Below are 24,523 nucleotides of genomic sequence, written 5' to 3'. Positions count from 1 at the left end.
TCCGAAAAACTCAGGAAACAAAGGAATGGATGGGTGCATCCGCTTCCGCGACGGAGCCACGTGCGTCGTATGGACACACGGGACGAACGGCAGCTGAGTCTTTCCCAGATCGAACGGGTGTTCAAGACGCGCTGCCGCAAAACAGCCGCGCACAGCAAAGCTGACGCAGCAGATCTCTACGACGGAGCAATGTGTAACAGATGCGTTACACAGCAAAGACCGCGGCTTGTATGGCCGCGGCCGGAGGAGGGAGGCCACTTCTGGTGACCGGCCCGTACCCGGGGTAGTGGGCGTCGGGCTTGCAACACTCTACGGTACCGCTTTGTAGGGGACCCCCGCGCATGTCGCTAGGCCGGCATCCTGAACCGAGGGTTCAGAGCGGCCGCGTCCCTGCCGCATCAGGCGCATCCCCGAGAGGTGCGCACAACAGCGGCGTCCATGGTTCGCGACCTTATGCCAATGAGACATTGGTTCAAGGAATCTATGACCTTGGCGAACACCGCAGGGGATTGATACGCAAGGTCTTTCACCTTGCTGCAACCGCCTCTAGAAGAGCTTTTCCTGTGCGGAAAGCGCTTCGTCGATACGCGACTGCATGGCGTTGATTCTACGCCGCAGCGGTACCAAATCAACACCGCCCGTCGCCTGCATCTGAAAAATTTCGTGTGCCAGGTTGAGCGCACACATGACGGCGAGGCGCTCGCCGGAGGCACGCGTGGCCTCGGCAAGATCGCGCATGCGCCGTTCGACCAGTTCGACCGATGCGTTCAGCGCATCGCGTTCGCCCTCGCGGCACTGCACCCGATACTCGCGGCCGAGTATGGTGATTTCGACGAGATTCGATTCGCTCATTCCTGAGGCAGCCTTTCGAGCAGACCGCTCACCTTTTCACGCGCTGCGGCGACCTTGTCGCCGAGCACCTTGTTCTCGCCTTCGAGCGCCGCGACGCGGTTGCGCAGGACGATGTTTTCGTCATGCAGCGCGCGGAAGCGACCGAGCAGGATGTCGAGCCGGTCGCCAAGCTGGTTGATGTCATGATCCATCGGCGAACTATAGGTGGGGGCCGCCGGGCCGGTCAAGACAGCGCAGCGCCCGCCACGCGGCCGACCTACAATCTTCGGCCAGCAAGCAATGGAGCGATACGCAGTGCACGAACTCATTCTTGGCGGGGCCCGCAGCGGCAAGAGTGCCTATGCCGAAGCGCAGGCCGCCGAAAGCGGTCTGGCCGTCACCGTGGTGGTCACGGCGCAGGCGCACGACGGTGAGATGGCGACGCGCATCGAGCGCCATCGCGCCAACCGGCCGGCGCACTGGCCGGTGGTCGAAGCGCCGCTGCACCTGGCGGCAGCGCTGCGCGAAGCCGCCGCGGCAGACCGGTTCATCGTCGTCAACTGCCTGACGCTTTGGTTGTCCAACCTGCTGATGGATATGGACGACGCGCCGGGCGCAGCGCTGCCCGGAGTGTTCGTGCGCGAGCGCGCGGCGCTGGTCAACGCGCTGCCGACGCTGCCCGGCCGGATCGCGCTGGTATCGAACGAGGTCGGCAGCGGCGTCGTGCCGATGGGGCGGCTGTCGCGCGTGTTCGTCGATGAAGCCGGCCGGCTGCATCAGGCGCTGGCCCGTGTCTGTCCGCGGGTGACGCTGGTCACCGCCGGGCTTCCGCTGGCGCTGAAGCGGCCGTGAGCGCGCGCCGACTCTGGCTGGTGCGGCATCCGCCGGTCGCAGTGGAACGTGGCATCTGTTACGGGCGGTCCGACGTGGCGCTGGCAGCGCCGGTTGCCGCTGCCGCGGCGACGCTGCGTGGCGAGTTGCCGGTCGGTGCGACGATCCTGAGCAGTCCTCTGCGCCGCTGCGCCGAGCTGGCGCGGGCGCTGTCGGACACGGTGACCTTCGACCACCGCCTGCAGGAGATGGATTTCGGCGAATGGGAAATGAGGCGCTACGACACGCTGCCGCGTGCCGACATCGACCTCTGGTCGGCCGACGTGTGGGGCTTCCGCATCCCGGGCGGCGAATCGGCGGCGGACATGGCGGCGCGCGCATGGGCCGCCTGGGAGGAATGGGGCGCAGCCGCGAGCGGCGACCTCGTCGTGGTCGCGCACGGCGGTCCGCTCCGTGTGATGGCAGGCCGGCTGCTCGGCCTGCCGCAGAACGACTGGCTGGACATCGCCTGTCCGCAGGGTGCGTGCATCAGGCTGGAGTCGGACGCGGACGGCGGCTGGCGTCGCGGTGAGCCCACAAAATGAAAAAGCCACCCTCGCGGGTGGCTTTTCCGGTGCGGCACTGAACGTCGATCAGCGGGTCGCTTCGGCCTTCTCGACGCGCTTTTCGGCGGACGATTCGGCGACGCGAGCGCTGTCCACCTTGCGGGTGAACACCCAGCGCGACGGCGTCTTCACGAACGCGTAGCCAGTGGGCGCGTCGATGAACACCTTGTAGTCTTCGGGGTGTCCGACGGCAGCGGACGACACCGAAGCTTCGGTGGCGGCCGATGCGCCAAGCGTGGCGATCGCAAGACTGGTCGCGAGAGCGATGCGGAATGCAGTGGTTTTCATGGTGATGCTCCTTGCAAGTTAAAAAGCTGTCGTTGAGTTCAATGTAGTGCACCGCAACAAACCTTTCAAGCCCGCATACGCGCTTGTTTGTGACGTAATACGTAATCATTTTTTGCGGCGCAGCACAGTGACGTGAGTGCACCACACTGTGTTCCAAACGGGTCACCGGTCCCGTATGACCGAATCCGATGTCATTGCATGAATGCAACACGATGAACGAACTGTTCCGTCTGACTGATCCACTGGACCTGTATCTGGTCCGTCATCCGAAGCCGGCCGTCGATCCCGCCCTGTGCTACGGCGCCGCCGATCTGCCGGTGGCCGAGGACGTCGCCGCCTGCGCCGCACGGCTTGCGCCGCTGCTGCCAACCGACGCGCGCGTCGTCAGCAGCCCGCTTGTGCGCGCCCGTCTGCTGGCCGAAGCGGTATCGCCGACGGTGCATCTGGACGCGCGACTGCGCGAGCTTGATTTCGGTGACTGGGAACTGAAGCCCTTCGCCGACATTCCGGCGGAAGGCTTCGAGGTGTGGGGCAGCACGCTGATCGACTTCCGCGCCCCCGGCGGCGAGCTGTATGCGGACATGGCAGCGCGCGTCTGGGACGCTTTTGAGGCGCAGCGCGCGGGTGCCAGCGCGCTGGTCGTGGTCGCGCACAACGGGCCGATGCGCGCGCTGACCGGCACCCTGCTCGGCCTTCCGCCGAGCCGCTGGCTGAATCTGGAGTTCGAGTTCGGCCGCGTCACCCATCTGGCGATCGGCCCGCTCGGACCCAAGCTGCGCAGCTTCAATCGCTGACGTCGGCGTGCAGAGCACGCCCGGATGAACAGAGCCTCGCCGGATCAAGGATAATCCGCGCTTCTCCGCCCGACGCCCGCCATGAATTCACCCCAGGTTTCCAGCCGCGCACTGTATATGCGTCTGCTCGGCTACGTGCGCCCCTACTGGATCGCCTTCGCCGTCTCCATCGTCTGCATGGCGCTGACGGCAGCGGCGGAACCGGTCTTTCCGGCGTTGATGAAGTCGCTGCTCGATGGCGGCTTCGGCGGACAGGACCCGCAGGCGGTGTGGTTCTACCCGCTGGCCATCGTGCTGCTGTTCGCCGTGCGCGGCGTGTTCGGCTTCATCGCCGACTACGCCTTCGCGTGGGCCGCCAACAACGTGGTGCTCGATCTGCGCCGCGCGATGTTCGGCCGCCTGCTGGCACTGCCGACCGACTTCTTCGACAACAACTCGTCCGGCGCGCTTATTTCCAAGGTCGCCTACGACGTGCAGGGCGTGACGCAGGCGGCGACCAACGTGATCACCGTGTTCGTGCGCGATACGCTCACCGTGGCCGGCCTGCTCGCCTGGCTGCTGTGGTTGAACTGGAAGCTCACGCTGATCGTGCTCGGCATGCTGCCGCTGATCGCGCTCATCGTGCGACTCAGTTCGCGTCGCATCCGTGAATCGGCGCGCGGTGCGCAGACGGCGATGGGCAGCATCGCGCACACGCTGGAAGAGACCATCGAGGCGCACAAGGTGGTCAAGATCTTCGGCGGCCAGGACTACGAAATGGGCCGCTTCGACGCCGCCTGCCGCAAGCAGCGCCGACAGAACATGCGCAACATCGTCGCCGCCTCGCTGGTGTCGCCGATGACCCAGGTGCTCACCGCGGTGGCGCTGGGCATCGTCATCGCGGTCGCGCTGGCCGACTCGGCGGCCAATCGCACCACGGTCGGCGGCTTCATGGGTTTCGTCACCGCGATGCTGATGCTGCTGGCGCCGCTCAAGCGCCTGACCGACGTGAACGCGCCGCTGCAGCGCGGGCTGGCAGCGGCGGAAAGCGTGTTCCAGCTGATCGACCAGCAGGCCGAACGCGACAGCGGCACGGTGGAGCTTGAGCGTGCGCGCGGCCGCATCGACTTCGACCAGCTCGGCTTCGGCTACCCCGGCCGCGAACTGCGCGTGCTGCAGCACTTCGATCTGTCGATCGCGCCGGGCGAGACGGTGGCGCTGGTCGGCGCATCGGGCTCCGGCAAGACCACGCTGGCGCATCTGCTGGCCCGCTTCTACACGCCGACCTCGGGCCGCATCCTGCTCGACGGGCACGACATCCAGAACGTGAAGCTGGCCAGCCTGCGCGCCAATATGGCGCTGGTAAGCCAGGACGTGGTGCTGTTCAACGACACGGTGGCGGCCAACATCGCCTATGGCGCGCTGCGCGGCACCGACCGCGCCGACATCGAGGCGGCGGCGCGCGCCGCGTATGCGCTGGATTTCATCCAGGCGATGCCGGAAGGCTTCGACACGATGATCGGCGAGAACGGCGTCAAGCTGTCGGGCGGCCAGCGGCAACGGCTGGCGATCGCGCGCGCGCTGCTGAAGGACGCGCCGGTGCTCATACTGGATGAGGCCACCTCGGCGCTGGACACCGAATCCGAGCGCCAGGTGCAGGCCGCGCTCGAAGTGCTGATGAAGAACCGCACGACGCTGGTGATCGCGCACCGGCTGTCCACCATCGAGCGTGCCGACCGCATCGTCGTGATGGACCGCGGCCGCATCGCCGAGATCGGCAAGCATGCCGACCTGCTGGCGGCCGGCGGCATGTACGCCGGCCTCTACAACTCGCAGCTCGGTGGCGGCGAGTGACAGAGCTTCAGATCTTCAGCGCCGCCGCGTACCCGGTCAGCTCCAGATAGCCGCGGCCGACCCGGCGCGCGCCTTCGAACACGGTCACCGCGCCTTCCCAGTAGATGGCGCCACTGCTGGCGCGGCTGTCCAGTTCCTGGTCGTCGAACAGCGGCTTCACCAGGAAGCGGCGCCCACCCACGCTGACCTCGAGTTCGACCGGATAGGCGCCGCCGCTGCGCGGGCTGCGCCAGACGCGACGGACTGCGAAACCCACTTCATTCGGCGCATAGCGGCGATCGCCCGCCGCATCGCGCACGGTCGCTGCTGCCCACAGCGCGTGGCCGTCGGCGTCGCGCATGCGGAAGGCCATCAGCGCACCGCCGTCGTCCAGATTGATGCCCAGCCAGTCCCAGCCCTGCGCGCCCTCCGGCATCAGCGCGCTCGACCACTCGTGATCGAGCCAGGCGCGTCCGCGCACCGCACTGCTTGCCGCCGCGATGCGCAGGCGTCCGCTCACCTCCAGCTGCGGCCAGCTCAGATAGTGGCTGGCGTGCGCCGGATCAGGCCCCTTTCGGCTGAACCCCTGCTCGCCCTGCCACAGCACCGGCTGCGTCGGCGCGAAGGTCAGTGCGTAGTCGAAATCGTCCGCGGCGATGTGTGCGAGCAGGCGCTCGGGCGCCGGCTGACGCGCCAGATGCCAGCCATCGATGCGCACGTCGAGGTCGTCAGGCGACGCCTCGGCCAGACCGAAGCCGGCGCGCGCGATCTTCTGCGCGTGCAGCAGGCGGGCACGCGCAGGGTCGGACACCGCAGCGTGCGCGAACAGCAGCTGGCGCGGCGCGAAACGGCTCGGGTTGGCGTCGTGCGCCGGCTGGCGCACGCGGAAGAAGGTGAGCTGGAAGCCGACCGGTGCCGCAGCATCGCGCTCCAGCCAGCCGGTGATGTACCACCACTCGATGCGGTGGCCGGGGTGGGCACCGTGGTCACGCGGCAGGCCGCGCGGTGTAGCGGGCAGCACCGGATCGTAGGCGGCCTCGTCCGCGCGGGCCGGCAGCACGGCCAGCAGCGGCAGGTGCAACAGCAGTCGGCGCAGCGCGGAATTCATGTTGCGCAGAGCGCGCCCACGGCAGGAGGTTCCCGCTCAGCGCAGCAGCGCTTCAAGCGCGTCGGCGATGCAGGCACCGGTCTTCGTCGGGTCGGCGCCGGCGTGGCGCTGTGCCAGCGTGCGTGCCGCAGCGGCGAAGCGCGGTTCGTCGAGCAGGCGACGCAGCAGCGACGGGTAATCGGTGTTCCGGCTTCCCGGCGGCACGGCCAGACCGAAGCCGCCATCGACGATGCGACGCGCCACCATGTACTGCTCCATGTGGTTGGGCAGCACCAGTTGCGGGCACCCGGCAAGCGCCGCAGCGCTGACGGTGCCGATGCTGGCGTGCGAAACGACCAGATCGGCTGCGCGCACGGCCGGGTCCATCTGCACCGGCGCCGATTCGAAACGGATGGACGGCCCACCGAGCCGTCGCGCGGCGTCCGGCGACAGCCCTTTGGCATGCACCAGCGTGCGCATGCCGGACTGCCGCAGCGCCTCCATCAGCGCATTGAAATCGGCGTGTTCGGGCGACAGGTAGACGAATACGCGCGCGCCGTCGCCCGCCGGCCACTGCGGCGCCACGCCGCTGTCGCCGACATAGCTCGGGCCAACCATCCGCACGCGCTCGTCGTATTCGGGGTAGTGGGCCAGCTCCGGCAGGCTGGCGGCGATGCAGCGCACACCGCCGAACAGTTCGGTCAGGCGCGGCAGGGCGCTGTCGCCGAGCAGCGCCAGCGCCTGGTTCACCGGCGCCAGCAATAGCGCATCGCTGCGTGCGCACTGGGCAACGTCGCCCTTGTCCCAGTAGTTCATCGCCGGAAACACGTCGCGATGCGGCGGAATCTCAAAGCAGTTGCCGATCGCCGCGATCGGCGTGCCGCGGCCGCGCATCGCCAGCATCGCGGTCGGCGCATGGTCGCACACCAGCAGATCGGGGCGGTGCAGGTCGAACAGCCCGCGCCAGGCCGACAGCAGTCCAGCCAGCCCGCCCGGGTCCAGCCATCCGGCCGCCGCCAGCACCGCCGAAAAATTGACCAGCTTCGGCGGGTTCACCATACGCGGCAGCCACAGTGGCGACTGCAGCACCGGAAAACCGTCGGCGACGATGCGGCCGTGCGCGCGTGCGAGGTCCTTCAACGCAAAGGTGACCGCGTGCCCGCGTTCGCGCAGCGCGCGCGCGGTGATCAGCATGCGGTCGATGTGGCCCATATTGGCGCCCAGCTCCCACGCCATCAGCACGCGGCTCATCGCGCGCCCCCCTGTCGAAGGGCTTTACACCACGCCCTTTTGGAGCGCGAAGACGACGTGCAAGTCATTGATCCGTTTAACCTAAGAGAATGGGCATAAATCTTGTTACAGGCGGCGAGCGCCTTAATCGTACAGGATGAAAACAATGAACTTCTCGCTGCCCTCGCGCCCGACACTGATCGCGGTATCGCTGTTCGCCTGGTTCAGTCAGGTGCCGCTCGCCCACGCACTGCCGGTTCTCGGCGCCTCGTCCGCCGCCAGCAGCAACGGCAGCACTGCAACACCTTCCGATTGGGTGACGCCGGAGTATCGCAACAGCTCGAGCTACATCTGGTCGGGCGACAACAACTCCGCCTCCGGTTACGCCTTCTCGTCCGCCACCGGCGCCTATGCCGTGTCCTCCTCGGCCTACGGCTACAACGGCAGCGCCAGCGCGATGGCCAGCATCCTCGCCACCGTTACCAACGCCTCGAACGTGGCGCAGAACTTCAGCCTCACGTTCAAGATCTACGGCGGCTCGATCAGTGCAACGAACTACTACGCGCTCGATGCAGACGAATACCTCAGCGTCGATTACCTGGCGTCCATCAAGATCGATGGCAATCAGGTCTGGTACTCGTCGGCCAGCATCCAGAACAACGGCGGCGTCATCACGCACGACAAGTCGGGTACCGACCTGAACAGCAACGACGACGGCAGCGACGGCTATTACAGCTGGGGAAGCCGTTACGTCACCATTGACCTCGGCGTGCTCGACCCGAACGAGTCGCTCGACGTGCTGGCCGAGCTGTCGGACAGCGCCGCCAGCAACCTCGGGGTCTATGCCTATGATTGCGGCGGCGGTTACGAGGGCTACGGCGGCTACGGCGGGTATGGCGGCTACGGCCCGGTGCTGCAGAGCACTTCGGTGTGCACGCAGTCCAAGGGCAATGCGTCGGCCTTCTACGGCGATCCGTTCGAAGTCGAAGCGAATCCGGTCAACGCCGACCCGAACAGCCTGCGCGTCACCACGCGCGCCGTGCCTGAGCCCGGCAGCCTCGCCTTGCTGGCACTCGCCGCGGGCGCGGCTGGCGTCGCACGACGACGGAAGAAGCGCGACTGAGTCGCAAGTCGGCACCGACAAGAAAAAAGCACCGCATGCGGTGCTTTTTTCTTTCCACGGTCACATCGCTCGCTCAGCGCTCGACGAACGCCCGCTCGATCACGTAGTCACCCGGTTCGCCCACCCCCGGAGAGATGACGAAGCCGCGCGCGTCGAGCAGGTTGACGGTGTCCTTGTTCATGCTCGGGCTGCCGCAGATCATCGCGCGATCGGTTTCCGGATTGAGCGGCGGCAGTCCGAGGTCGTCGGTCATCTTGTTGCTGACGATCAGATCGGTCAGGCGGCCGCGGTTGCGGTAGGGCTCGCGGGTGACGCTCGGGTAGTAGAGCAGCTTGTCGCGCACGAACTCGCCGAGAAACTCGTCATTCGGCAGTTCGTTCTCGATGTAGTCCTGGTAGGCCAGCTCATTCACGTGGCGTACGCCATGGAACAGGATCACCTTGTCGAAGCGCTCATAGGCCTCGGGATCGCGGATCAGGCTGAGGAAGGGCGCCAGACCGGTACCGGTGCCGAACAGGTACAGATGCTTGCCCGGCTTCAGGTCGTCCAGCACCAGCGTGCCGGTCGGCTTGCGACCGACCAGGATTTCATCGCCCGGCTGCAGGTGCTGCAGCTTGGACGTCAGCGGGCCGTCCGGCACCTTGATGCTGAAGAACTCCAGGTGTTCCTCGTAATTGGCACTGGCGATGCTGTAGGCGCGCAGCAGCGGCTTGCCGCCGGTCTCCAGACCGATCATGACGAAATGTCCGTTGCGGAAGCGCAAACCGGGGTCGCGCGTGGTCTTGAAGCTGAACAGCGAATCGTTCCAGTGATGGACGCTGAGGACTTTTTCGGGCGCGACGCTGGCCATGGCAGTAATCCGGTTGAAAGGCGATGGTGCATTTATAGCGCCGCAGCGCACCATAACTCAACAAACCAAATAACAATGTTTCGATAACCTATGGTTATCCCTCTTCCGGTGCGCGACGGTAGGACAGATGACGCGCCAGCGTCGCCACCAGTTCCCCGACCTGGAAGGGCTTGCTGATGAAATCGTCCATGCCGGCGTCGCGGCAGCGGGTGCGGTCCTCGTCGAGCGCGTTGGCCGTGATCGCGACGATGGGCACCTGCTGCCAGTGCGGATCGCCCAGCGCGCGAATGCGGCGCGTCGCCTCGAGCCCGTCCATCCCCGGCATCTGCATGTCCATCAGCACCAGATCGAAATGGCGTTCGCTGCAGGCCGCCACTGCCTGCCGGCCGTCGGCCGCCTGAGTGATGCGCACGCCGTGGCGCGACAGCAGGCGACCGAGCAGCACCTGGTTGACCGGCGTGTCCTCGGCGATCAGCACGTCGGCATCAAGCAGCGCTGCCTCGTGCGTCGATGCCGCCTCGTCCGGCCGCACCGCGGCATCCTCCGTCGCTGCAGCGGGCAGCGGCAGTTCGACGCGGAAGGTGCTGCCGCGGCCCGGCGCGCTGTCCAGCGTGATCGTGCCGTGCATCAGCGCCACCAGTCGCGACACGATGGACAGGCCCAGCCCGGTGCCGCCGTAGTTGCGCGTGGTCAACGAGTCCGCCTGCGAAAAGGGCATGAACACCAACGCGTGCTTGTCGGACGCGATGCCGATGCCGGTGTCGGCGACCGACAGCGCGATCCGTCCCTCGTCCGCCCTCTCGACGCTCACGGTCACGCCGCCGCGGGCGGTGAACTTCAGCGCATTCGACACCAGATTGGACAGTATCTGCCGCAGGCGCAGCGGATCGCCGGTGACGATGGCGGGCAGTCCCGGCGCCACCTGCCAGCGCAGCGCAATGTCCTTCCCTGCTGCTTGCGACGAGAAGATGGCCAGGGTTTCGGCAACCAGCGTTTCGAGGCTGAAGTCGACCGCTTCCAGCTGCAGCTGGCCGGCATCGACCTTGGAGTAGTCGAGGATGTCGTTCAGGATGCCCATCAGGCTGTCGGCCGACGATTTCACCCAGCCGAGGTGCTCGCGCTGCTCGTCGCTGAGCGATTCGGACAGCACCATGTCGGTCATGCCGATGATGCCGTTCATCGGCGTGCGGATTTCGTGGCTCATCGTGGCGAGGAAGGCCGCCTTGGCGCGACTGGCCGCCTCGGCCTCGTCGCGCGCGCGGCGCAGTTCGTCGGCCGCCGCCCGCGCTGCCGACACGTCCTCGCTCAGCCACATGCAGCCGATCTCGCGACCGTCGCCATCGCGCACGGCAAAACTGCGCTGTGTCAGCGTGCGGCCGTCGGCCAGCAGAATCTCCCGCTCGCCGCGGTGAGGACAGAACACCGCCGTCGCCGCGCCGGACGACAGCCGCGCGGCACACATCGCTTCGACCGCCTGCAGCGCACAGCCGTCCGGCGGACGACCGGCGTCGAGCGCCCACACCTGCGCCAGCTTGTCGTTCGCGTACAGCACCCGGTTCTCGTGGTCGGCCAGCAGCACGCCGATGTCCATCGCGTCGAGCAGCGCTTCGAGGCGACCGTTCGCCTCGGACGCGATGCGCGCCAGACCGTGCTCCTTCTCGTGCAGCGCCTGCAGTTCGCCGATGCGCTCCCGTATCGCCGCCGACATCGCGTTGAACGCACGGCCGAGCTGGCCGACCTCGTCCTCGCCCTCGGCGACCGGCGCCGGCGTCAAGGTGCCGTGCGCGACCTCTTCCGCCGCATGCGTGAGCCGCAGCAACTGGCGTGTCAGCCACAGACCGAGCCCGGTCAGCAACGCGATCGACAGCAGCAGTTCGCCCGCGGCGATGCCGATGCCCTGCAGCAACAACTGGCTGTTGGCGCTGCGCAGCGCCGACATGTCGAGTCCGAAATGCAGCTGACCGAGCGGCTGCCCGGCCAGTGAGACCGGCGTGACCAGGTCATAGATTGGTGGATCGTCCTCCACCGACAGGTCGAAGCGCTCGTCAGTCTGCGGTAACGGCGCATCGCGCGACCCGCCGCTGTGCGCGACGATGTGGCCGCCGCTATCGCGCAGGATGAGATAGGCGATGCCCTGACTGGATCGACTCTCGTCCAGCACCGCCTGCATCGTCGCGTAGTCGCTCTGCGCCATCGGCGCCACCAGCGCCGCGTTCAGGATGGGCACGATCTGCTGCGCGTGACGCTCCGCCTGCTCGGTCATGTGGGTGCGCTGCAGGCGCACGCTGTTGCTCACCAGCAGCGTCAGCATGACCGCCTCGACGACGATGGCAGCGATCAGCAGGCGGCCACGCACCGAGCGCCGCAGCCGGAACTCGAACAGCCGGCTCACAGTGCGGACTTCTTCAACTGCTCGCGCACCTCGGCGGCATAGGGCACCATCGCATCGAGTTCGTCGGAGCGAAGCGGGCGGTAGCCGTCCAGCTTGTAACGGGCGAAGTAATCGACGCCGGCCGGCGTTTCGGCGAACGACCACAACGCCGCCTCGATCGCGGCCGCGCGTGCCGCCTCGACCTGATTGAGCAGATAGACGCGGCCGACCATTGCCGGACTGTCGGTCAGCAGCCGCAGTCGCGTACGCACCTCGGGCGCCAGACCCTGAAAGTTGGCAAGCGACATTGTGCCGGCGCTGACTTCGCCATTGAGCAGCAGTTGCGCCACGCTGTCGGCGGCGCTGACGTAGCGAACGGTGACGCCGGCCGCACCGTGCTCGCTCATCCAGCGCAGGCCCCACAGTGTCACCAGAGACGACGGACTGAGTCCGGCCACCGTGCTGCCGGCCAGTTCGCGTGCCGACTTCGCCCGGCTGCCCGCAGCGACGGCGACGACTGCATGGAAGGGCGCGCGGTAGGTCAGCAGCGGCCGGTAACGCGCATCAGCGCGCAGCAGTTCGGCCTGATGTCCGGTCGTGATGACCAGCGCGTACTCCTGGTTCAGCGCCCGGCGCACGAACTCGGTGAAGTCCGGCGCAGTCACGATGGCAACGGGCATGCCGAGCGTCTTCTGCAGATGCTGACGCAGCGGTTGGTACATTTCGATGATGACGCGCGAACTGGTATGCGGCGCGACGCCGATGCGGAACAGCGGCGCGTCCTGCGCAAGCGCAAGCGCGGGAATGAAACAGGCAAGGGACAGCAGCAGGCGGGTGAAGGCGAGGAACATCCGGGCAGACGACACGGCAATGGGTACCTCGGCGTTAACGGAACGCGCCGTCGCCCCTTGAATGGCTGGTGCACCACAACATCATCACAACACACTGTTTAACAATGATTTTTCCAAGGTACCTTAGTGACTCGAAGCGTGTTCAGGCGCGCAGCCAGGCCATCAGTCCGCCATAGCAGGCCGCATGCGAAAAGCGGTCGCGGGCGTAGGCGTGGGCGGCGCGCGCGTAGCGCTGGCGCAGCGGCAGATCGTCGAGCAGCGTGCGGCAGGCGTCGGCAAAGGCAGTGGCTTCGTCGGCGAGCAGAAAGGCTTCGCCAGCGCCATCCTCCAGGCCGCGCGCACCTTCGCGCGTGGTGACCAGGGGCAGACCGGCGGCGAGCGCCTCAACCGTCTTGATCTTCAGCCCCGAGCCCCAGCGCACCGGGTTGATGGCGATGTCCACGCCGCTCCACAGCACCTCAATGTCGGGAACGAAGCCGCGCGCGCGGATGCCGTACGGCAACGGCTGCGGCAGCAGCGCGGCGATGTGTCCGGCCACCTGCAGCTCAGCGCCCTCGGCCGCCAGCGGTGGCCACACGTCGTCGATGAACCACTGCAGTCCGTGCCGGTTCGCCACCCACTGGCTGGCCGCGTAACCGACCACGCGCGAATCCGGCCTCACCGGCTGCGCCGGCAGCACCACCGGGTGCGGCACGCACAGCGCGCGCTCGCCGAGCACGGCGGCGACGCGGGCATGATCGTCCGGCTGGATCAGCAGCACGCGGTCGTAGTGACGCAGAAAGCCCAGCTCGCGCTCGAACTCCAGCGCCTCCTCGACTGCCACGCCGGCGCGCGCACGCGACGCGGCGTTGTCACTGACCAGGTCGTGCGTGTCGATAACCAGCCGGATGCCATGCGGTACCGCCAGCCGCAGGAAGTCGAGCTGCAGCCGCGACAGCAGCACGCAGTCCGGCGCGATCTGCCGGCACATCGCGCGCAGCCCGCTCACCAGTGCGGCGCGTTCCGGCCTCGCGGTGTCGCCGACCGCGAGCCGGTAGCGATGCCGGCTGCGCTCGACGAAGGGTCGGGTGGCTGCGTCAGGCTGCTCGGGGAAGAACACGGTCAGTTCGCAGACCTCCGCCAGTGCATCGATCAGCGCCGCAGTGCGTGCCGCCTCGCCGTTACCGGCACGCCAGTAGCGACTGCGCGTGACGAATATCAGTTTCGGTCGGCTCATCGGAGGCTCATCGGGGAAGATGAAGGGACGGAAGGTGAAGGGACGGATAGAATTCCTCTTTTACCCGATTCTGCAGGAGCTTCCATGCCCGCCTACCGTTCCCGTACCTCGACCCACGGCCGCAACATGGCCGGCGCCCGCGCGCTGTGGCGCGCCACCGGCATGAAGGACGGCGATTTCGGCAAGCCCATCATCGCCATCGCGAACAGTTTCACCCAGTTCGTGCCGGGCCACGTGCACCTGAAGGACCTCGGCCAGATGGTCGCCCGCGAGATCGAGAAGGCCGGCGGCGTCGCCAAGGAATTCAACACCATCGCGGTCGATGACGGCATCGCGATGGGCCACGGCGGCATGCTGTACTCGCTGCCGTCGCGCGACCTGATCGCCGACAGCGTCGAATACATGGTGAACGCCCACTGCGCCGACGCGCTGGTGTGCATCTCGAACTGCGACAAGATCACACCGGGCATGCTGATGGCGGCAATGCGGCTGAACATCCCGACCGTGTTCGTGTCCGGCGGCCCGATGGAAGCAGGCAAGGTGAACTGGGGCCAGAAGATCATCGCCGTCGATCTGGTCGATGCCATGGTCAAGGGCGCCGACAGCAACTGCTCGGACGAAGAGGCCGAAGCCTACGAACGCAGCGCCTGTCCGACCTGCGGCTCCTGCTCCGGCATGTTCACCGCCAATTCGATGAACTGCCTGACCGAGGCGCTGGGCCTCAGCCTGCCCGGCAACGGCTCGGTGCTGGCCACCCATGCCGACCGCAAGGCGCTGTTCCTGCGCGCCGGCCAGCTGGTCGTCGAACTGTGCCGCAAGTACTACGAGGGCGACGACGCCTCGGTGCTGCCGCGCTCGATCGCCAGCTTCAAGGCCTTCGAGAATGCGATGACACTCGACGTGTCGATGGGCGGCTCGACCAACACGGTGCTGCACCTGCTGGCTGCGGCGAAGGAAGCCGGCGTGCATTTCACGATGGCCGACATCGACCGCATCTCGCGCCACGTGCCCTGCCTGTCCAAGGTGGCGCCGGCCAAGTCGGACGTGCACATGGAAGACGTGCACCGCGCCGGCGGCATCATGGCCATCCTCGGCGAGCTGGACCGCGCCGGCCTGATCCATCGCGACCTGCCGACCGTGCACAGCGCCACGCTGGGCGAGGCGCTCGACAAGTACGACATCGTGCGCACCCAGGACGAGGCCGTCCGCACCTTCTACCGCGCTGCGCCCGGCGGCATCCCGACCCAGGTCGCGTTCTCGCAGGACCGCCGCTACCCGGAACTGGATCTCGACCGCGAGAACGGCGTCATCCGCAACAAGGAACACGCTTTCAGCCAGGACGGCGGGCTGGCCGTGCTGTACGGCAACATCGCCGAGCGCGGCTGCATCGTCAAGACGGCCGGCGTCGATGATTCGATCCTGAAGTTCTCCGGCCCTGCCAAAGTGTTCGAGAGCCAGGACGACGCGGTCACCGGCATCCTCGGCGATCAGGTCAAGCCGGGCGAAGTCGTGGTGATCCGCTACGAAGGTCCGAAGGGCGGCCCGGGCATGCAGGAAATGCTGTATCCGACCACCTATCTGAAGTCCAAAGGCCTGGGCAAGGCCTGCGCACTGCTGACCGACGGTCGCTTCTCCGGCGGCACCTCCGGCCTGTCGATCGGCCACGCCTCGCCGGAAGCGGCCCAGGGCGGCCTGATCGCGCTGGTCAAGGACGGCGACGTGATCGAGATCGACATCCCGAACCGCACCATTCACCTCGCGGTCGATGACGCCGAACTGGCTCGCCGCCGCGAGGCTGAGGAGGACCGCGGCGCCGCGGCCTGGACGCCACACGCGCGGGAACGCGTCGTGTCGGCCGCTCTGCAGGCGTATGCGCTGATGACCACCAGCGCCGACACCGGCGCCGTGCGCGACCTGTCGCAGCTGAAGCGCGGCTGATCGGTTCCGGCCACCGTCGCGCCTGCACCACAGGCGCGACGGCACCACGGCAGTCCGCGTCAGCGCAGCGCCGCCACCGCGTCCACCCGCGCCTTCTGCACCGCCTGTGCGATCGCCGGGCCGGAGACCTTGCCTGCTTCGGCCAGACTTCTCGCCACCGCACCGGCATCGACAGACCTGAACGCGTCAGCGGCCGCGCGCACGAGGTCGGCCTGCGGATAGCCGCGCTCGTCGAAACCCGGACGGCTGCGCGCGTCGGCGGCGCAGGCGAGCAGGATGTCGGCCAGCCGTTCCGGCTTGCGCATCACGTCCAGCCGCTCCAGCAGTTTCACCATCGTGTCGGCGCGCAGTTCGGCGGCACGGTGCACATTCGTGTGCTCCTGCGCCACCAGGCGGCCGATGTCAGCGACCTCTACCGGCACACGCAGACGCTCGGCCACTGTACGCGCCAGCCTGGCGCTGCGCGCTTCGTGCGCGATGTGGCGCGGCCATTCCGCCTTCGGCGTCGTGCCCTTGCCAAGGTCGTGCGCCACCAGCGCCCAGCGCGCCGCCAGCGAAGCCCCGTGCGCGGCCGCCCAGTCCAGGCACTGCATCAGGTGGATGCCGGTGTCGATCTCCGGATGGTGCTGCGGCGGCTGCGGCACGCCGAACAGCGCGTCCACCTCCGGCAGCACGACACGCAGTGCGCCGCACTCGCGCAGCACTTCGATCATGCGCGAGGGTTTCGCCTCCATCAGCCCGCGCGACACTTCCTGCCACACGCGCTCGGCCACCAGTGCATCGACCTCGCCGCAATCCACCATTTCGCGCATCAGCGCCATCGTTGCCGGCGCCACCGTGAAGTCATGGAAGCGCGCGGCGAAGCGGGCCAGCCTGAGTATCCGCACCGGGTCTTCCGCGAAGGCGGCGCTGACGTGGCGCAGCACGCGCGCGGCGATGTCGGCGCGGCCATTGCACGGATCGATGAGCGTGCCATCGTCGGCGCGTGCGATCGCGTTGATGGTGAGGTCGCGCCGCTGCAGATCCTGCTCCAGCGTCACCGTACGGTCGGCGTGGAACACGAAGCCGCGGTAGCCGGGCGCGGTCTTGCGCTCGGTGCGCGCCAGCGCGTGTTCCTCGTGCGTCTGCGGGTGCAGGAAGACCGGAAAGTCGCGGCCGACCGGCGTATAGCCGGCGGCCACCATGTCTTCCGGCGTGGCGCCGACGACCACCCAGTCGCGGTCGCCGGCCGGCAGCCCCATCAGCTCGTCACGGACCGAGCCGCCGACGCGGTAGATCTTCATCTATCTGTGCGCTTTCGAGCGCGCGTGCTCGAAGCGGTCGGTCGGCCGGAAGTCGGCCAGGCAGGCGTCGATCTCGCTCTCCAGTGTCAGCGGCACGAAACCGAAAGGCAGCGCGCAGCCGGCGTCGCACACGCTGTCACCTGCATTGAGCGCAGGTTGTCGCGCGACATCAGCGTCGGTCCCGGCGCCAGTTCCAGCGCCAGCGCCTGCAGCGACGCCAGCGGACCGGGCAGGCCGATGACGCAGCGTTCGGCGCCGATGGCGCGGCCGGTCATCTTCACCAGTTCGCGCATCGTATAGACCTTGGGGCCGCACAGCGCATAGGTTTGGCCGACCGCCGTCTCGTCGCCCAGCGCATGCACGATGCAGCGCGCGACGTCGCGCGCCGCGACCGGCTGGTAGCGGGTGTCGGCACCGGCCAGCGGGAACACCGGGAACATCTTCAGCAGACCTGCGAACATCGACAGGAAGCACTTGCCGTCGCCATACACCAGCGACGGACGGAATATCGTCCAGTCCACGCCGCCCGCACGGATGGCCGCCTCACCGGCCGCCTTGGAGCGCAGATACTCCGACGGCGCCCCCTCGGACGCGCCGAGCGCGCTGACCTGGATGAGCTGCCGCACGCCGGCCGCCTTCGCCGCGGCGGCGATGGCCTTGGGCAGCGCCACGTGCGCACGCTCGAAGTCGCGGCCCCAGGGACTGCCGCCGCGCGAGTGCAGGATGCCGACGAAATTGACCACCGCGTCCACGCCGCTCATCAGGCGCGCCAGCGTGGCCGGGTCGTGCACGTCGGCCTCGACCACGTCGATCATCGGCAGCAGGATGAGGTGCTTGGCGCGGTCGCGGCGGCGCGTCGGCACGATGACGCGCACGTCGCGGGCGGCCAGCTGGCTGGCGACGTGGCTACCGATGAAGCCGGCGCCACCGATCAGGAGGACGGTTTTCGGAAACATGGATGCACTCCGGGTCTGTTGTTCGAGACTCTGTTTGTGGATCAGATCGGATCGTCCGGCAGCGCGCCGGGACCGGGCTGTATGGTGCCGAGTCGCTGCTTGAGCCCCACCTCCTTGCGACCGAACACGAGGTTGTACATGACGGCGTTGGCCATCACTTTCTTCACGTAGTCGCGCGTTTCGGTGAACGGAATGGTTTCGGCGTAGATGGCACCTTCCAGCGGTTTGGCAGCACGCCACTTCTTGGCGCGCCCCGGCCCGGCGTTGTAGCCGGCACTGGCCAGCACCGGATGGTCGTCCAGGCTGTCCAGCACCAGACGCATATAGCTGGTGCCGAGCAACAGATTGGTGTCGGTGTCGGCGATCTGCGAGGGCTGGTAGCCGTTCAGACCGATCTTCTTCGCTACCCACTTGGCCGTCGCCGGCATTACCTGCATCAGGCCCTGGGCGCCGGCCGACGACTTCGCGTTCATGATGAAGCGGCTCTCCTGCCGCATCAGGCCATACACCCAGCTCAGATCGAGCGCACGCGCCTGCACGTGCGGTTCGACTTCGCTGCGCATCGGTGCCAGATAGCGCAGCGCGTAGTCGTGCTCGGCCACCGTGCGGTCGGCGCTGGCGATGGCGCGGTCCCACAACGACTTCTTCACCGCGAAATGGGCGACCGCCAGCAGTGTGCGGTCGTCCGCCTCGCGGATGGCCCAGTTCCACTCGCGCAGCGCCTCGGTCCGCAGATCGAGCGCAAACAGCTTGAGCGCGCGCTGGATGGCCGGCATCAGTTCGGCGCGACGGATGTCCTCCGGCGACGGCTCGGCTGCCTGTGGCGGCAGCTGGTAGGGCTGGCCCAGTTCCTCGCGCGCCAGAAGACCGTAGAAGTTCGGCTGGTCGGCAATGCGGCGGTAGTGTTCGCGCGCCTGATCGACGTGACCGGTGGCGCCGCGCGCGCGGCCCCCCCAGTAGATCCATTCCGGCTTCGACGCCAGCGCTTCGGGCATGCGCTCGACGATGTCGCGCAGCACCTTCCACTTGCCGTCGCGCATCGCGGCGCGCGCGCACCAGGCGAACACCTCGTCGCCATCCATCGCGTCGTCAGCCGAGCGGCACCACTGCAGCGCGCGCGGGTCGTGCCGCATCGCGCCCTGCCAGCCGAGCTGACCGAAGGCGTAGGCGCGCTCCTGCGGACTCAGACGGGCGGCGATCACCTCCAGGCTGCGCTCGGCCGCACGCACGTCGTTGCGCGCCATGCGGGCGACCGCCATCAGCGCCAGTTCGCGGCCGCGGCGGGTGATCGAAAAGTTGGCCGGCTGGCGGACCAGCCAGCGCGCCGGATTGGCGACGATGTCGTCGAGCACCCGACCCGGCCGTTCGGCCGCCGGCAGCAGATCCAGCACGCTGCTCGCCTGACCCGGCCGCTTCGCCTCCATCTGCCGGCGCGCACGCGCCCAGACGTCGTCCTCGCTCAGACGGCCAGCGTCGAACAGCGCGGCGAACACCGGGTTGCAGGCCGACGGGGCGTCGTCCAGCGTGTCCCACAGCGCGCGCGCCTCATCGACTGCCGCGGCGTCGCCCGCCACCATGCCCGCTCGCGCGGCGTGACAGCGCAGGTCGTTCTCGGGCGACGGATTCTTCTGCGGCAGCTTCGCGTATTCGGTGCGGTAAGCCGCCCACTGCTCGGTCTTCGCCAGCTGGCGCAGCCAGTCGCTGCGCAGGCGTTGCGCAACCACCGTGTCGGCATTGCGTTCGAGGAACACCGCAATGCTGTCCGGCGACGCGCGGTCGATGTCCATGCGCAGCCGGTAGTAATCGATGTAGGACGCCAGCGGGTGGGACTGCAGGCCGGCGGCATAGCGTTCGAAGGCCTGGCGGTTGCCGGCGGCAAAAGCGTCGCGCGCGGCGAGGAAGGCCGCGTCGTCATAGGCGTGCGCGACGGCAGCGACAGTCATGCAGGCGCCGATGAACAGCGTGCGGACAGTGTGAAGCGGGAATCGTGTGGGCATCTGCTAGTGTTTCCTGGTTTGCACGAATGATACCGCCCGCACATGAATGTTCCCGATGATCGCGCACGCCGCAAGGCGCTGCGACTCGAACTGGTCGGCCGCCGCCTGGCCATGGACCCGGCCACCCTGGCGCCGCTGCACGCCGCGCTGAGCGAAAGGCTGGAGGTGCTGCTGACCCGTCTGGCGCCGCGCTCGATCGGCTTCACCTGGCCGTATCGCGGCGAATTCGACGCGCTGCCGCTGATGCGCCGCTGGCTGACCGCCGACCCGGCGCGCTGGGCCGCGCTGCCGGTGGTGGGCGAAAAGGGCCAGCCGATGACCTTCCGCCGCTGGGCGCCGGAGACCGCAATGGCGACCGACCGCTACGGCATCCCCTATCCGGCCGAGGGCGAACCGGTGGTGCCTGAACTGCTGCTGATCCCGTGCAACGGTTTCGACGCGCGCGGCTACCGGCTGGGCTACGGCGCCGGCCACTACGACCGCACGCTGGCCGCGCTCGAACCGACGCCGCTGGCGGTCGGCATGGCGATCGAGGACGGCCGCCTCGACGACCTGCAGCCGCAGCCACACGACCTGCCGATGGACTGGATCGTCACCGAAGCCGGCGCCTTTCCGTCGCGCCGCTGAGCGGCCGGGCAGCGCGCCGCCGGCCGTCTATGCTGGAAGCAGTCCCGACCTGATCGCGCGCCTGCCTGCAGCGAGGTGCGTGCCTGCAAGGCCCTGCACGGAGGAGGACGGCATGAAACGCATCTATTTCCTGGTACCCGGCATCGATACGGCGCGCACCGTGGTGAACGACATGCTGGTGGCGCGCATTCCCGAGAAGCACATCCACATCCTGGCGCGGCGCGGTACACCACTGGAGGAATTGCCGGAAGCGACCATGCTGCAGAAGTCCGACTTCTCGCCAGCGGTACAGCGCGGACTGGCCATGGGCGGCAGCGTCGGCATACTCGGCGGACTGATCGGACTGGCGCTGTCGCCCGGTGCGGCGGTGATCGCCGGCGGCATCCTGCTGGCGTCTGGCCTGGGCGGCGCCGGTGCCGGAGCCTGGGTCGGCGGCATGGTCGGGCTGACCGCCGGCAACACCCACCTGAAGGCCTTCGAAGAGGCGATCGAACAGGGCCAGCTGCTGGTCATGCTCGACGTGCCGCGCACGCGGGTCGAGGAAATCACCGAACGGGTACGCGCCCTGCATCCGCAGGTACAGCCACACGGCGCCGACCCGGACATTCCGGTGTTTCCGTAGGCGAAAAAAAACCGGGCCGCGCTGGCCCGGTTATGTGCGCCCTGTGGACGCTTACTTCTCCATCACCTTCTTCAGATTCTCAAGACCGCTCTTGTAGACGCCGGTCACCGCGGTCAGCGCGGCTTCGTCGTCCTCACCCTTCGGGGGATCGTTGTTCATGTACTTGCGATAGAACGCACCACGCCATTCGACCACCGAGGTGCCGCCGTCGCCGGCCTTCACCGTCAGATTGGAACTGTAGTTGGTCACCGGCAGTGCGCCGCCGTCCTTGGCGCGATAGGAGAACTTCTTCGCCGCCGGATCGATGGACTCCAGCGTCTCCACCAGTTCGCCGCCGCCCTTGAGCTTCAGCGTACGCACCGAGCCGACGTTGCTGCCGTTGGTGGCGGTGCTGCTCTCGACCGCCGGATGCCAGCCCTGCAGCTGGGTGAAATCGCTCACCTTGGCCCACACCGCATCCGGGCTGGCCTTGATGGTGATGGTTTCGAACGCCTTCTGGCGGGTCGGGCCGTGCGCGTGGGCGAACGATGCCGCCAGCGACGCGGCCAGCATCATGACGAATGCCGATACAAAACGCATGGGTTGAATCTCCTCGTTGTCAGAATGGTTGGGTTGAAAAGTCGGCGACGAAAAAAGGCGGTGAAGATAGCGGCAAGCACGGTCGCGATCAACGTGCCGCCGCAGACTTGTGCATGAAGCGCCCGAATCCGCGCGGGTTGCGCCCGAGTTCGATGCTGCCCAGCGACTGTCCGGTCCGCGCGTCGTACACGCCGACCAGATCGTCCATCCAGCTCACGACCAGCAGTTTAGTGCCGGCCACCGCGACGCCCTCGGGATAAACGACCGAAGGCCAGGTCGCGATGACGCGCCGTTCGACGGTGTCGATGACCGACACGCTGTCGCCCTTCTGGTTGGTCACGTAAGCGCGCGCGCCGTCGTCCGAGAAAGCGATGCCGTAGGGCGCCTTGCCGACCGGCAGTGTAGCGACCGTGCGTGACTGTGCGAGGTTGACCACCGACACGTCGTCGCTCCACACGTTCAGCGCGTACAGCGTGCGGCCGTCGGCCGACAGTTCGAGCGCGAAAGGATGGTTGCCGACGGCAATGACGGCGGTCTGCTTCATCGCATCGAGGTCGAGCACACCGACCGCGTTGTCGTCGCGGTTGGCGACGTAGGCGGTGCGGCTGTCCGGCGACGCGACCAGCCCGGCCGGCGCATTGCCGACCGCGATCTCGCCGAGTGCGGCGTGGCTCGCCGCATCGAATACCAGCACGCGGTGCGAGAACCAGTCGGCCACCAGCACACGCCGGCCGTCCGGCGTCACGGTGATGCCGACCGGGCTGCGACCGGCCTTCATCTCGCCGACCACCGCGCGGCTTGCCAGATCGATCACCGTGATCGTCGCACTGTCCGGTGCGCTGACGAAGGCCTTGCCGGCCGCCTCGCTGACCCATACACCGGCCGGCGACTTGCCGGCCGGCAGCCGGGCGACGATGGTCGAGGCGTTGACGTTGACCACCGTCACCTCGTGCGAGCCCTGGTTCGTGATGTAGGCCAGCGGCCCGGCCGAGGCACAGGTCGCGGCGGCGCACAGCGCCAGCAGGACGGCGAGGCGCCTCATCCGAGGAAGAGCTTGTACGCCGGGTTGGCGGTTTCCTCGCGCCAGGAATAGCCCAGCGTGTCGAGGAAGCGCTGCAGCGCCTCGGCATCGCCCGGCGGCACCTGCATGCCGACCAGCACGCGGCCGTAATCGGCGCCGTGGTTGCGGTAGTGGAACAGGCTGATGTTCCAGTCACGGCTCATCGATTCGAGGAATTTCATCAGCGCACCCGGACGCTCCGGGAATTCGAAGCGATAGACCTGCTCGTGACCGACGTCGGGACTGCGGCCGCCGACCATGTAGCGCACGTGCAGCTTGGCCATTTCGTCGTCGGTCAGATCCAGCGCCGGATAGCCGTTGGCGGCGAGGTGATTCACCAGCTCGGCCGCCTCGGCGCGGCCCGATACCTGCACGCCGACGAAGGCGTGCGCCTCTTTCGCGTCCTTGTAGCGGTAATTCAGTTCGGTGATGTTGCGACGGCCGAACAGCGACACCAGTTCGCGATAGGCGCCCGGGCGCTCCGGCAGCGTCACCGCCAGCACCGCCTCGCGCGATTCGCCGATTTCGGCACGCTCGGCGACGAAGCGCAGGCGGTCGAAATTCATGTTGGCGCCGCTGGCCACCGCGACCAGAGTCTTGCCCTTCACGTTGTTGCGCGCCGCCCAGGCCTTGGCCCCGGCCACCGCCAGCGCACCGGCCGGCTCCAGGATCGAGCGGGTGTCCTCGAACACGTCCTTGATCGCGGCACAGATGGCGTCGGTATCGACCAGCACCATTTCGTCAACGTACTGCTGCGCCAGCCGGAAGGTTTCCTCGCCGACCAGCTTGACCGCGGCGCCATCGGCGAACAGCCCGACGCTGTCCAGTTGTATGCGCTTGCCCGCCTTCAGCGACTGCGCCATCGCGTCGGCGTCCGACGCCTCGACGCCGATGATGCGGGTGTTCGGGCGCAACCGCTTGATGTAGGCGGCGACACCAGCGATCAGCCCGCCGCCGCCGACGCAGCAGAACACGGCGTCGATCGGCTTCGGATGCTGGCGCAGGATTTCGACGCCTATCGTGCCCTGGCCGGCGATCACGTCCGGGTCGTCGAAGGGGTGCACGAAGGTGAGGCCCTGTTCGGCTTCCAGCTTGCGTGCGTGGGCGTAGGCCTCGTCGTAGGACTCGCCGGCCAGCACCACCTCACCGCCGCGCGCCGCCACCGCGTCCACCTTGATGCGCGGCGTCGTCGTCGGCATCACGATGACCGCCCGGCACCCCACCTTGGCCGCCGACAGCGCCACACCCTGGGCGTGATTGCCGGCCGAAGCGCAGATGACGCCGCGTGCACGCGCCTCGTCCGACAGCTGGGCGATCTTGTTGTAGGCGCCGCGCAGCTTGAACGAGAACACCGGCTGCATGTCCTCACGCTTGAACAGTACGGTGTTGCCGATGCGCCGCGACAGGTTCGGTGCGGCGTCGAGCGGCGTTTCGACCGCGACGTCGTACACTTGCGCGTTGAGGATTCTTTCGAGGTAGTCGGTTTGCATGATGAGGACACAGCGCAGCCCGCACCGGCGCCGGAATGGCCGATGCGCAAGCACGCAAGCCTAGCAGCGCGCGCAGGCCGGG

At 67.7% G+C, this 24,523-nt stretch carries 23 protein-coding genes and 1 other RNA gene; 8 read left to right on the top strand and 16 right to left on the bottom strand.

Going from position 1 to position 24,523, the window contains the following annotated elements:
• Nucleotides 1–328 precede the first annotated feature (328 nt).
• The 3 genes from ssrS to ACQ66H_RS02380 all read right to left on the bottom strand — a co-directional run bounded on the left by ssrS (nt 329) and on the right by ACQ66H_RS02380 (nt 1,043).
• Nucleotides 329–511: non-coding RNA, 6S RNA (ssrS, locus tag ACQ66H_RS02390), on the bottom strand.
• Nucleotides 512–546: 35 nt separating this feature from the next.
• On the bottom strand, nt 547–852 hold the full coding sequence (locus ACQ66H_RS02385; RefSeq protein WP_019915533.1) for a cell division protein ZapA: 306 nt from the start codon (nt 850–852) through the stop codon (nt 547–549).
• Nucleotides 849–1,043: a hypothetical protein gene (locus tag ACQ66H_RS02380; protein WP_008061278.1), complete on the bottom strand. Its 195-nt coding sequence runs from the start codon at nt 1,041–1,043 to the stop codon at nt 849–851. The genes ACQ66H_RS02385 and ACQ66H_RS02380 overlap by 4 nt, the downstream gene beginning before the upstream one ends.
• Nucleotides 1,044–1,146: 103 nt before the next feature.
• Between ACQ66H_RS02380 and cobU the strand changes: the two genes are divergently transcribed.
• Nucleotides 1,147–1,683, top strand: a complete 537-nt coding sequence (gene cobU / locus ACQ66H_RS02375) for a bifunctional adenosylcobinamide kinase/adenosylcobinamide-phosphate guanylyltransferase (RefSeq protein ID WP_430432655.1) — start codon at nt 1,147–1,149, stop codon at nt 1,681–1,683.
• Nucleotides 1,680–2,246 carry a histidine phosphatase family protein gene (locus ACQ66H_RS02370; protein WP_430432654.1) on the top strand — a complete coding sequence of 189 codons (567 nt, stop codon included), beginning with the start codon at nt 1,680–1,682 and terminating at the stop codon, nt 2,244–2,246. The genes cobU and ACQ66H_RS02370 overlap by 4 nt, the downstream gene beginning before the upstream one ends.
• A 48-nt stretch (nt 2,247–2,294) precedes the next feature.
• On the opposite strand, the gene ACQ66H_RS02365 is transcribed toward ACQ66H_RS02370, so the two are convergent.
• The gene (locus tag ACQ66H_RS02365) at nt 2,295–2,555 is read right to left on the bottom strand and encodes a hypothetical protein (RefSeq protein ID WP_304006289.1); all 261 of its coding nucleotides are present in this window, start codon (nt 2,553–2,555) and stop codon (nt 2,295–2,297) included.
• A 212-nt stretch (nt 2,556–2,767) separates the two neighbouring features.
• Between ACQ66H_RS02365 and ACQ66H_RS02360 the strand changes: the two genes are divergently transcribed.
• Both ACQ66H_RS02360 and msbA read left to right on the top strand, forming a co-directional pair.
• Complete coding sequence (locus tag ACQ66H_RS02360) at nt 2,768–3,349, top strand: histidine phosphatase family protein (protein WP_430432653.1); 582 nt, start codon at nt 2,768–2,770, stop codon at nt 3,347–3,349.
• 117 nt (nt 3,350–3,466) lie between these two features.
• On the top strand, nt 3,467–5,182 hold the full coding sequence (msbA, locus tag ACQ66H_RS02355) for a lipid A export permease/ATP-binding protein MsbA (protein WP_425763669.1): 1,716 nt from the start codon (nt 3,467–3,469) through the stop codon (nt 5,180–5,182).
• Nucleotides 5,183–5,189: 7 nt separating this feature from the next.
• Here msbA and ACQ66H_RS02350 read toward each other — a convergent pair whose 3' ends face one another.
• Together ACQ66H_RS02350 and ACQ66H_RS02345 are read right to left on the bottom strand one after the other, a co-directional pair.
• Nucleotides 5,190–6,269 carry a lipocalin-like domain-containing protein gene (locus ACQ66H_RS02350; RefSeq protein WP_430432652.1) on the bottom strand — a complete coding sequence of 360 codons (1,080 nt, stop codon included), beginning with the start codon at nt 6,267–6,269 and terminating at the stop codon, nt 5,190–5,192.
• A gap of 36 nt (nt 6,270–6,305) precedes the next feature.
• Nucleotides 6,306–7,499, bottom strand: a complete 1,194-nt coding sequence (locus ACQ66H_RS02345; protein ID WP_430432651.1) for a glycosyltransferase — start codon at nt 7,497–7,499, stop codon at nt 6,306–6,308.
• A gap of 145 nt (nt 7,500–7,644) precedes the next feature.
• Between ACQ66H_RS02345 and ACQ66H_RS02340 the strand changes: the two genes are divergently transcribed.
• Entirely contained in the window at nt 7,645–8,601 is a 957-nt protein-coding gene (locus ACQ66H_RS02340; protein WP_430432650.1) for a PEP-CTERM sorting domain-containing protein, read from the top strand.
• Nucleotides 8,602–8,674: 73 nt separating this feature from the next.
• Here ACQ66H_RS02340 and ACQ66H_RS02335 read toward each other — a convergent pair whose 3' ends face one another.
• The 4 genes from ACQ66H_RS02335 to ACQ66H_RS02320 form a co-directional block, all read right to left on the bottom strand.
• Complete coding sequence (locus tag ACQ66H_RS02335; protein ID WP_430432649.1) at nt 8,675–9,451, bottom strand: ferredoxin--NADP reductase; 777 nt, start codon at nt 9,449–9,451, stop codon at nt 8,675–8,677.
• A gap of 94 nt (nt 9,452–9,545) precedes the next feature.
• Nucleotides 9,546–11,843 carry an ATP-binding protein gene (locus ACQ66H_RS02330; protein ID WP_430432648.1) on the bottom strand — a complete coding sequence of 766 codons (2,298 nt, stop codon included), beginning with the start codon at nt 11,841–11,843 and terminating at the stop codon, nt 9,546–9,548.
• Nucleotides 11,840–12,688 carry a PhnD/SsuA/transferrin family substrate-binding protein gene (locus ACQ66H_RS02325; RefSeq protein WP_430432647.1) on the bottom strand — a complete coding sequence of 283 codons (849 nt, stop codon included), beginning with the start codon at nt 12,686–12,688 and terminating at the stop codon, nt 11,840–11,842. The genes ACQ66H_RS02330 and ACQ66H_RS02325 overlap by 4 nt, the downstream gene beginning before the upstream one ends.
• A 127-nt stretch (nt 12,689–12,815) precedes the next feature.
• Entirely contained in the window at nt 12,816–13,889 is a 1,074-nt protein-coding gene (locus tag ACQ66H_RS02320; protein WP_430432646.1) for a glycosyltransferase, read from the bottom strand.
• Between the two features lie 84 nt (nt 13,890–13,973).
• On the opposite strand from ACQ66H_RS02320, the gene ilvD reads away from it, so the two are divergent.
• The gene (gene ilvD / locus ACQ66H_RS02315) at nt 13,974–15,827 is read left to right on the top strand and encodes a dihydroxy-acid dehydratase (RefSeq protein ID WP_430432645.1); all 1,854 of its coding nucleotides are present in this window, start codon (nt 13,974–13,976) and stop codon (nt 15,825–15,827) included.
• 59 nt (nt 15,828–15,886) lie between these two features.
• Here the strand turns inward: ilvD and ACQ66H_RS02310 are convergent, their stop codons facing one another.
• The 3 genes from ACQ66H_RS02310 to ACQ66H_RS02300 form a co-directional block, all read right to left on the bottom strand.
• Nucleotides 15,887–17,110, bottom strand: a complete 1,224-nt coding sequence (locus ACQ66H_RS02310; RefSeq protein ID WP_430432644.1) for a multifunctional CCA addition/repair protein — start codon at nt 17,108–17,110, stop codon at nt 15,887–15,889.
• Between the two features lie 86 nt (nt 17,111–17,196).
• Entirely contained in the window at nt 17,197–18,066 is an 870-nt protein-coding gene (locus ACQ66H_RS02305; protein WP_430432643.1) for a complex I NDUFA9 subunit family protein, read from the bottom strand.
• Nucleotides 18,067–18,107: 41 nt separating this feature from the next.
• Complete coding sequence (locus ACQ66H_RS02300; RefSeq protein WP_430432642.1) at nt 18,108–20,063, bottom strand: transglycosylase SLT domain-containing protein; 1,956 nt, start codon at nt 20,061–20,063, stop codon at nt 18,108–18,110.
• Nucleotides 20,064–20,105: 42 nt separating this feature from the next.
• Between ACQ66H_RS02300 and ACQ66H_RS02295 the strand changes: the two genes are divergently transcribed.
• Together ACQ66H_RS02295 and ACQ66H_RS02290 are read left to right on the top strand one after the other, a co-directional pair.
• Nucleotides 20,106–20,690 (top strand): 5-formyltetrahydrofolate cyclo-ligase, encoded by a 585-nt coding sequence (locus ACQ66H_RS02295; RefSeq protein ID WP_430432641.1) that lies wholly within the window; start codon nt 20,106–20,108, stop codon nt 20,688–20,690.
• A gap of 112 nt (nt 20,691–20,802) precedes the next feature.
• Entirely contained in the window at nt 20,803–21,312 is a 510-nt protein-coding gene (locus ACQ66H_RS02290; protein ID WP_430432640.1) for a DUF1269 domain-containing protein, read from the top strand.
• A gap of 51 nt (nt 21,313–21,363) precedes the next feature.
• Here ACQ66H_RS02290 and ACQ66H_RS02285 read toward each other — a convergent pair whose 3' ends face one another.
• From ACQ66H_RS02285 to ilvA, 3 genes are all read right to left on the bottom strand, one after another.
• A complete protein-coding gene (locus ACQ66H_RS02285) occupies nt 21,364–21,891 on the bottom strand; it encodes an SRPBCC family protein (protein WP_304000624.1) in 528 nt (175 codons plus the stop codon).
• A gap of 88 nt (nt 21,892–21,979) precedes the next feature.
• Nucleotides 21,980–22,933: a cytochrome D1 domain-containing protein gene (locus ACQ66H_RS02280; RefSeq protein WP_430432639.1), complete on the bottom strand. Its 954-nt coding sequence runs from the start codon at nt 22,931–22,933 to the stop codon at nt 21,980–21,982.
• Nucleotides 22,930–24,441: a threonine ammonia-lyase, biosynthetic gene (gene ilvA, locus ACQ66H_RS02275; RefSeq protein WP_430432638.1), complete on the bottom strand. Its 1,512-nt coding sequence runs from the start codon at nt 24,439–24,441 to the stop codon at nt 22,930–22,932. The genes ACQ66H_RS02280 and ilvA overlap by 4 nt, the downstream gene beginning before the upstream one ends.
• Between the last annotated feature and the right edge of the window lie 82 nt (nt 24,442–24,523).

Origin of the sequence: Methyloversatilis sp. (assembly GCF_965284615.1) — a bacterium.
Classification (GTDB): domain Bacteria; phylum Pseudomonadota; class Gammaproteobacteria; order Burkholderiales; family Rhodocyclaceae; genus Methyloversatilis.
This window is presented reverse-complemented; position numbering and strand designations above follow the sequence as displayed.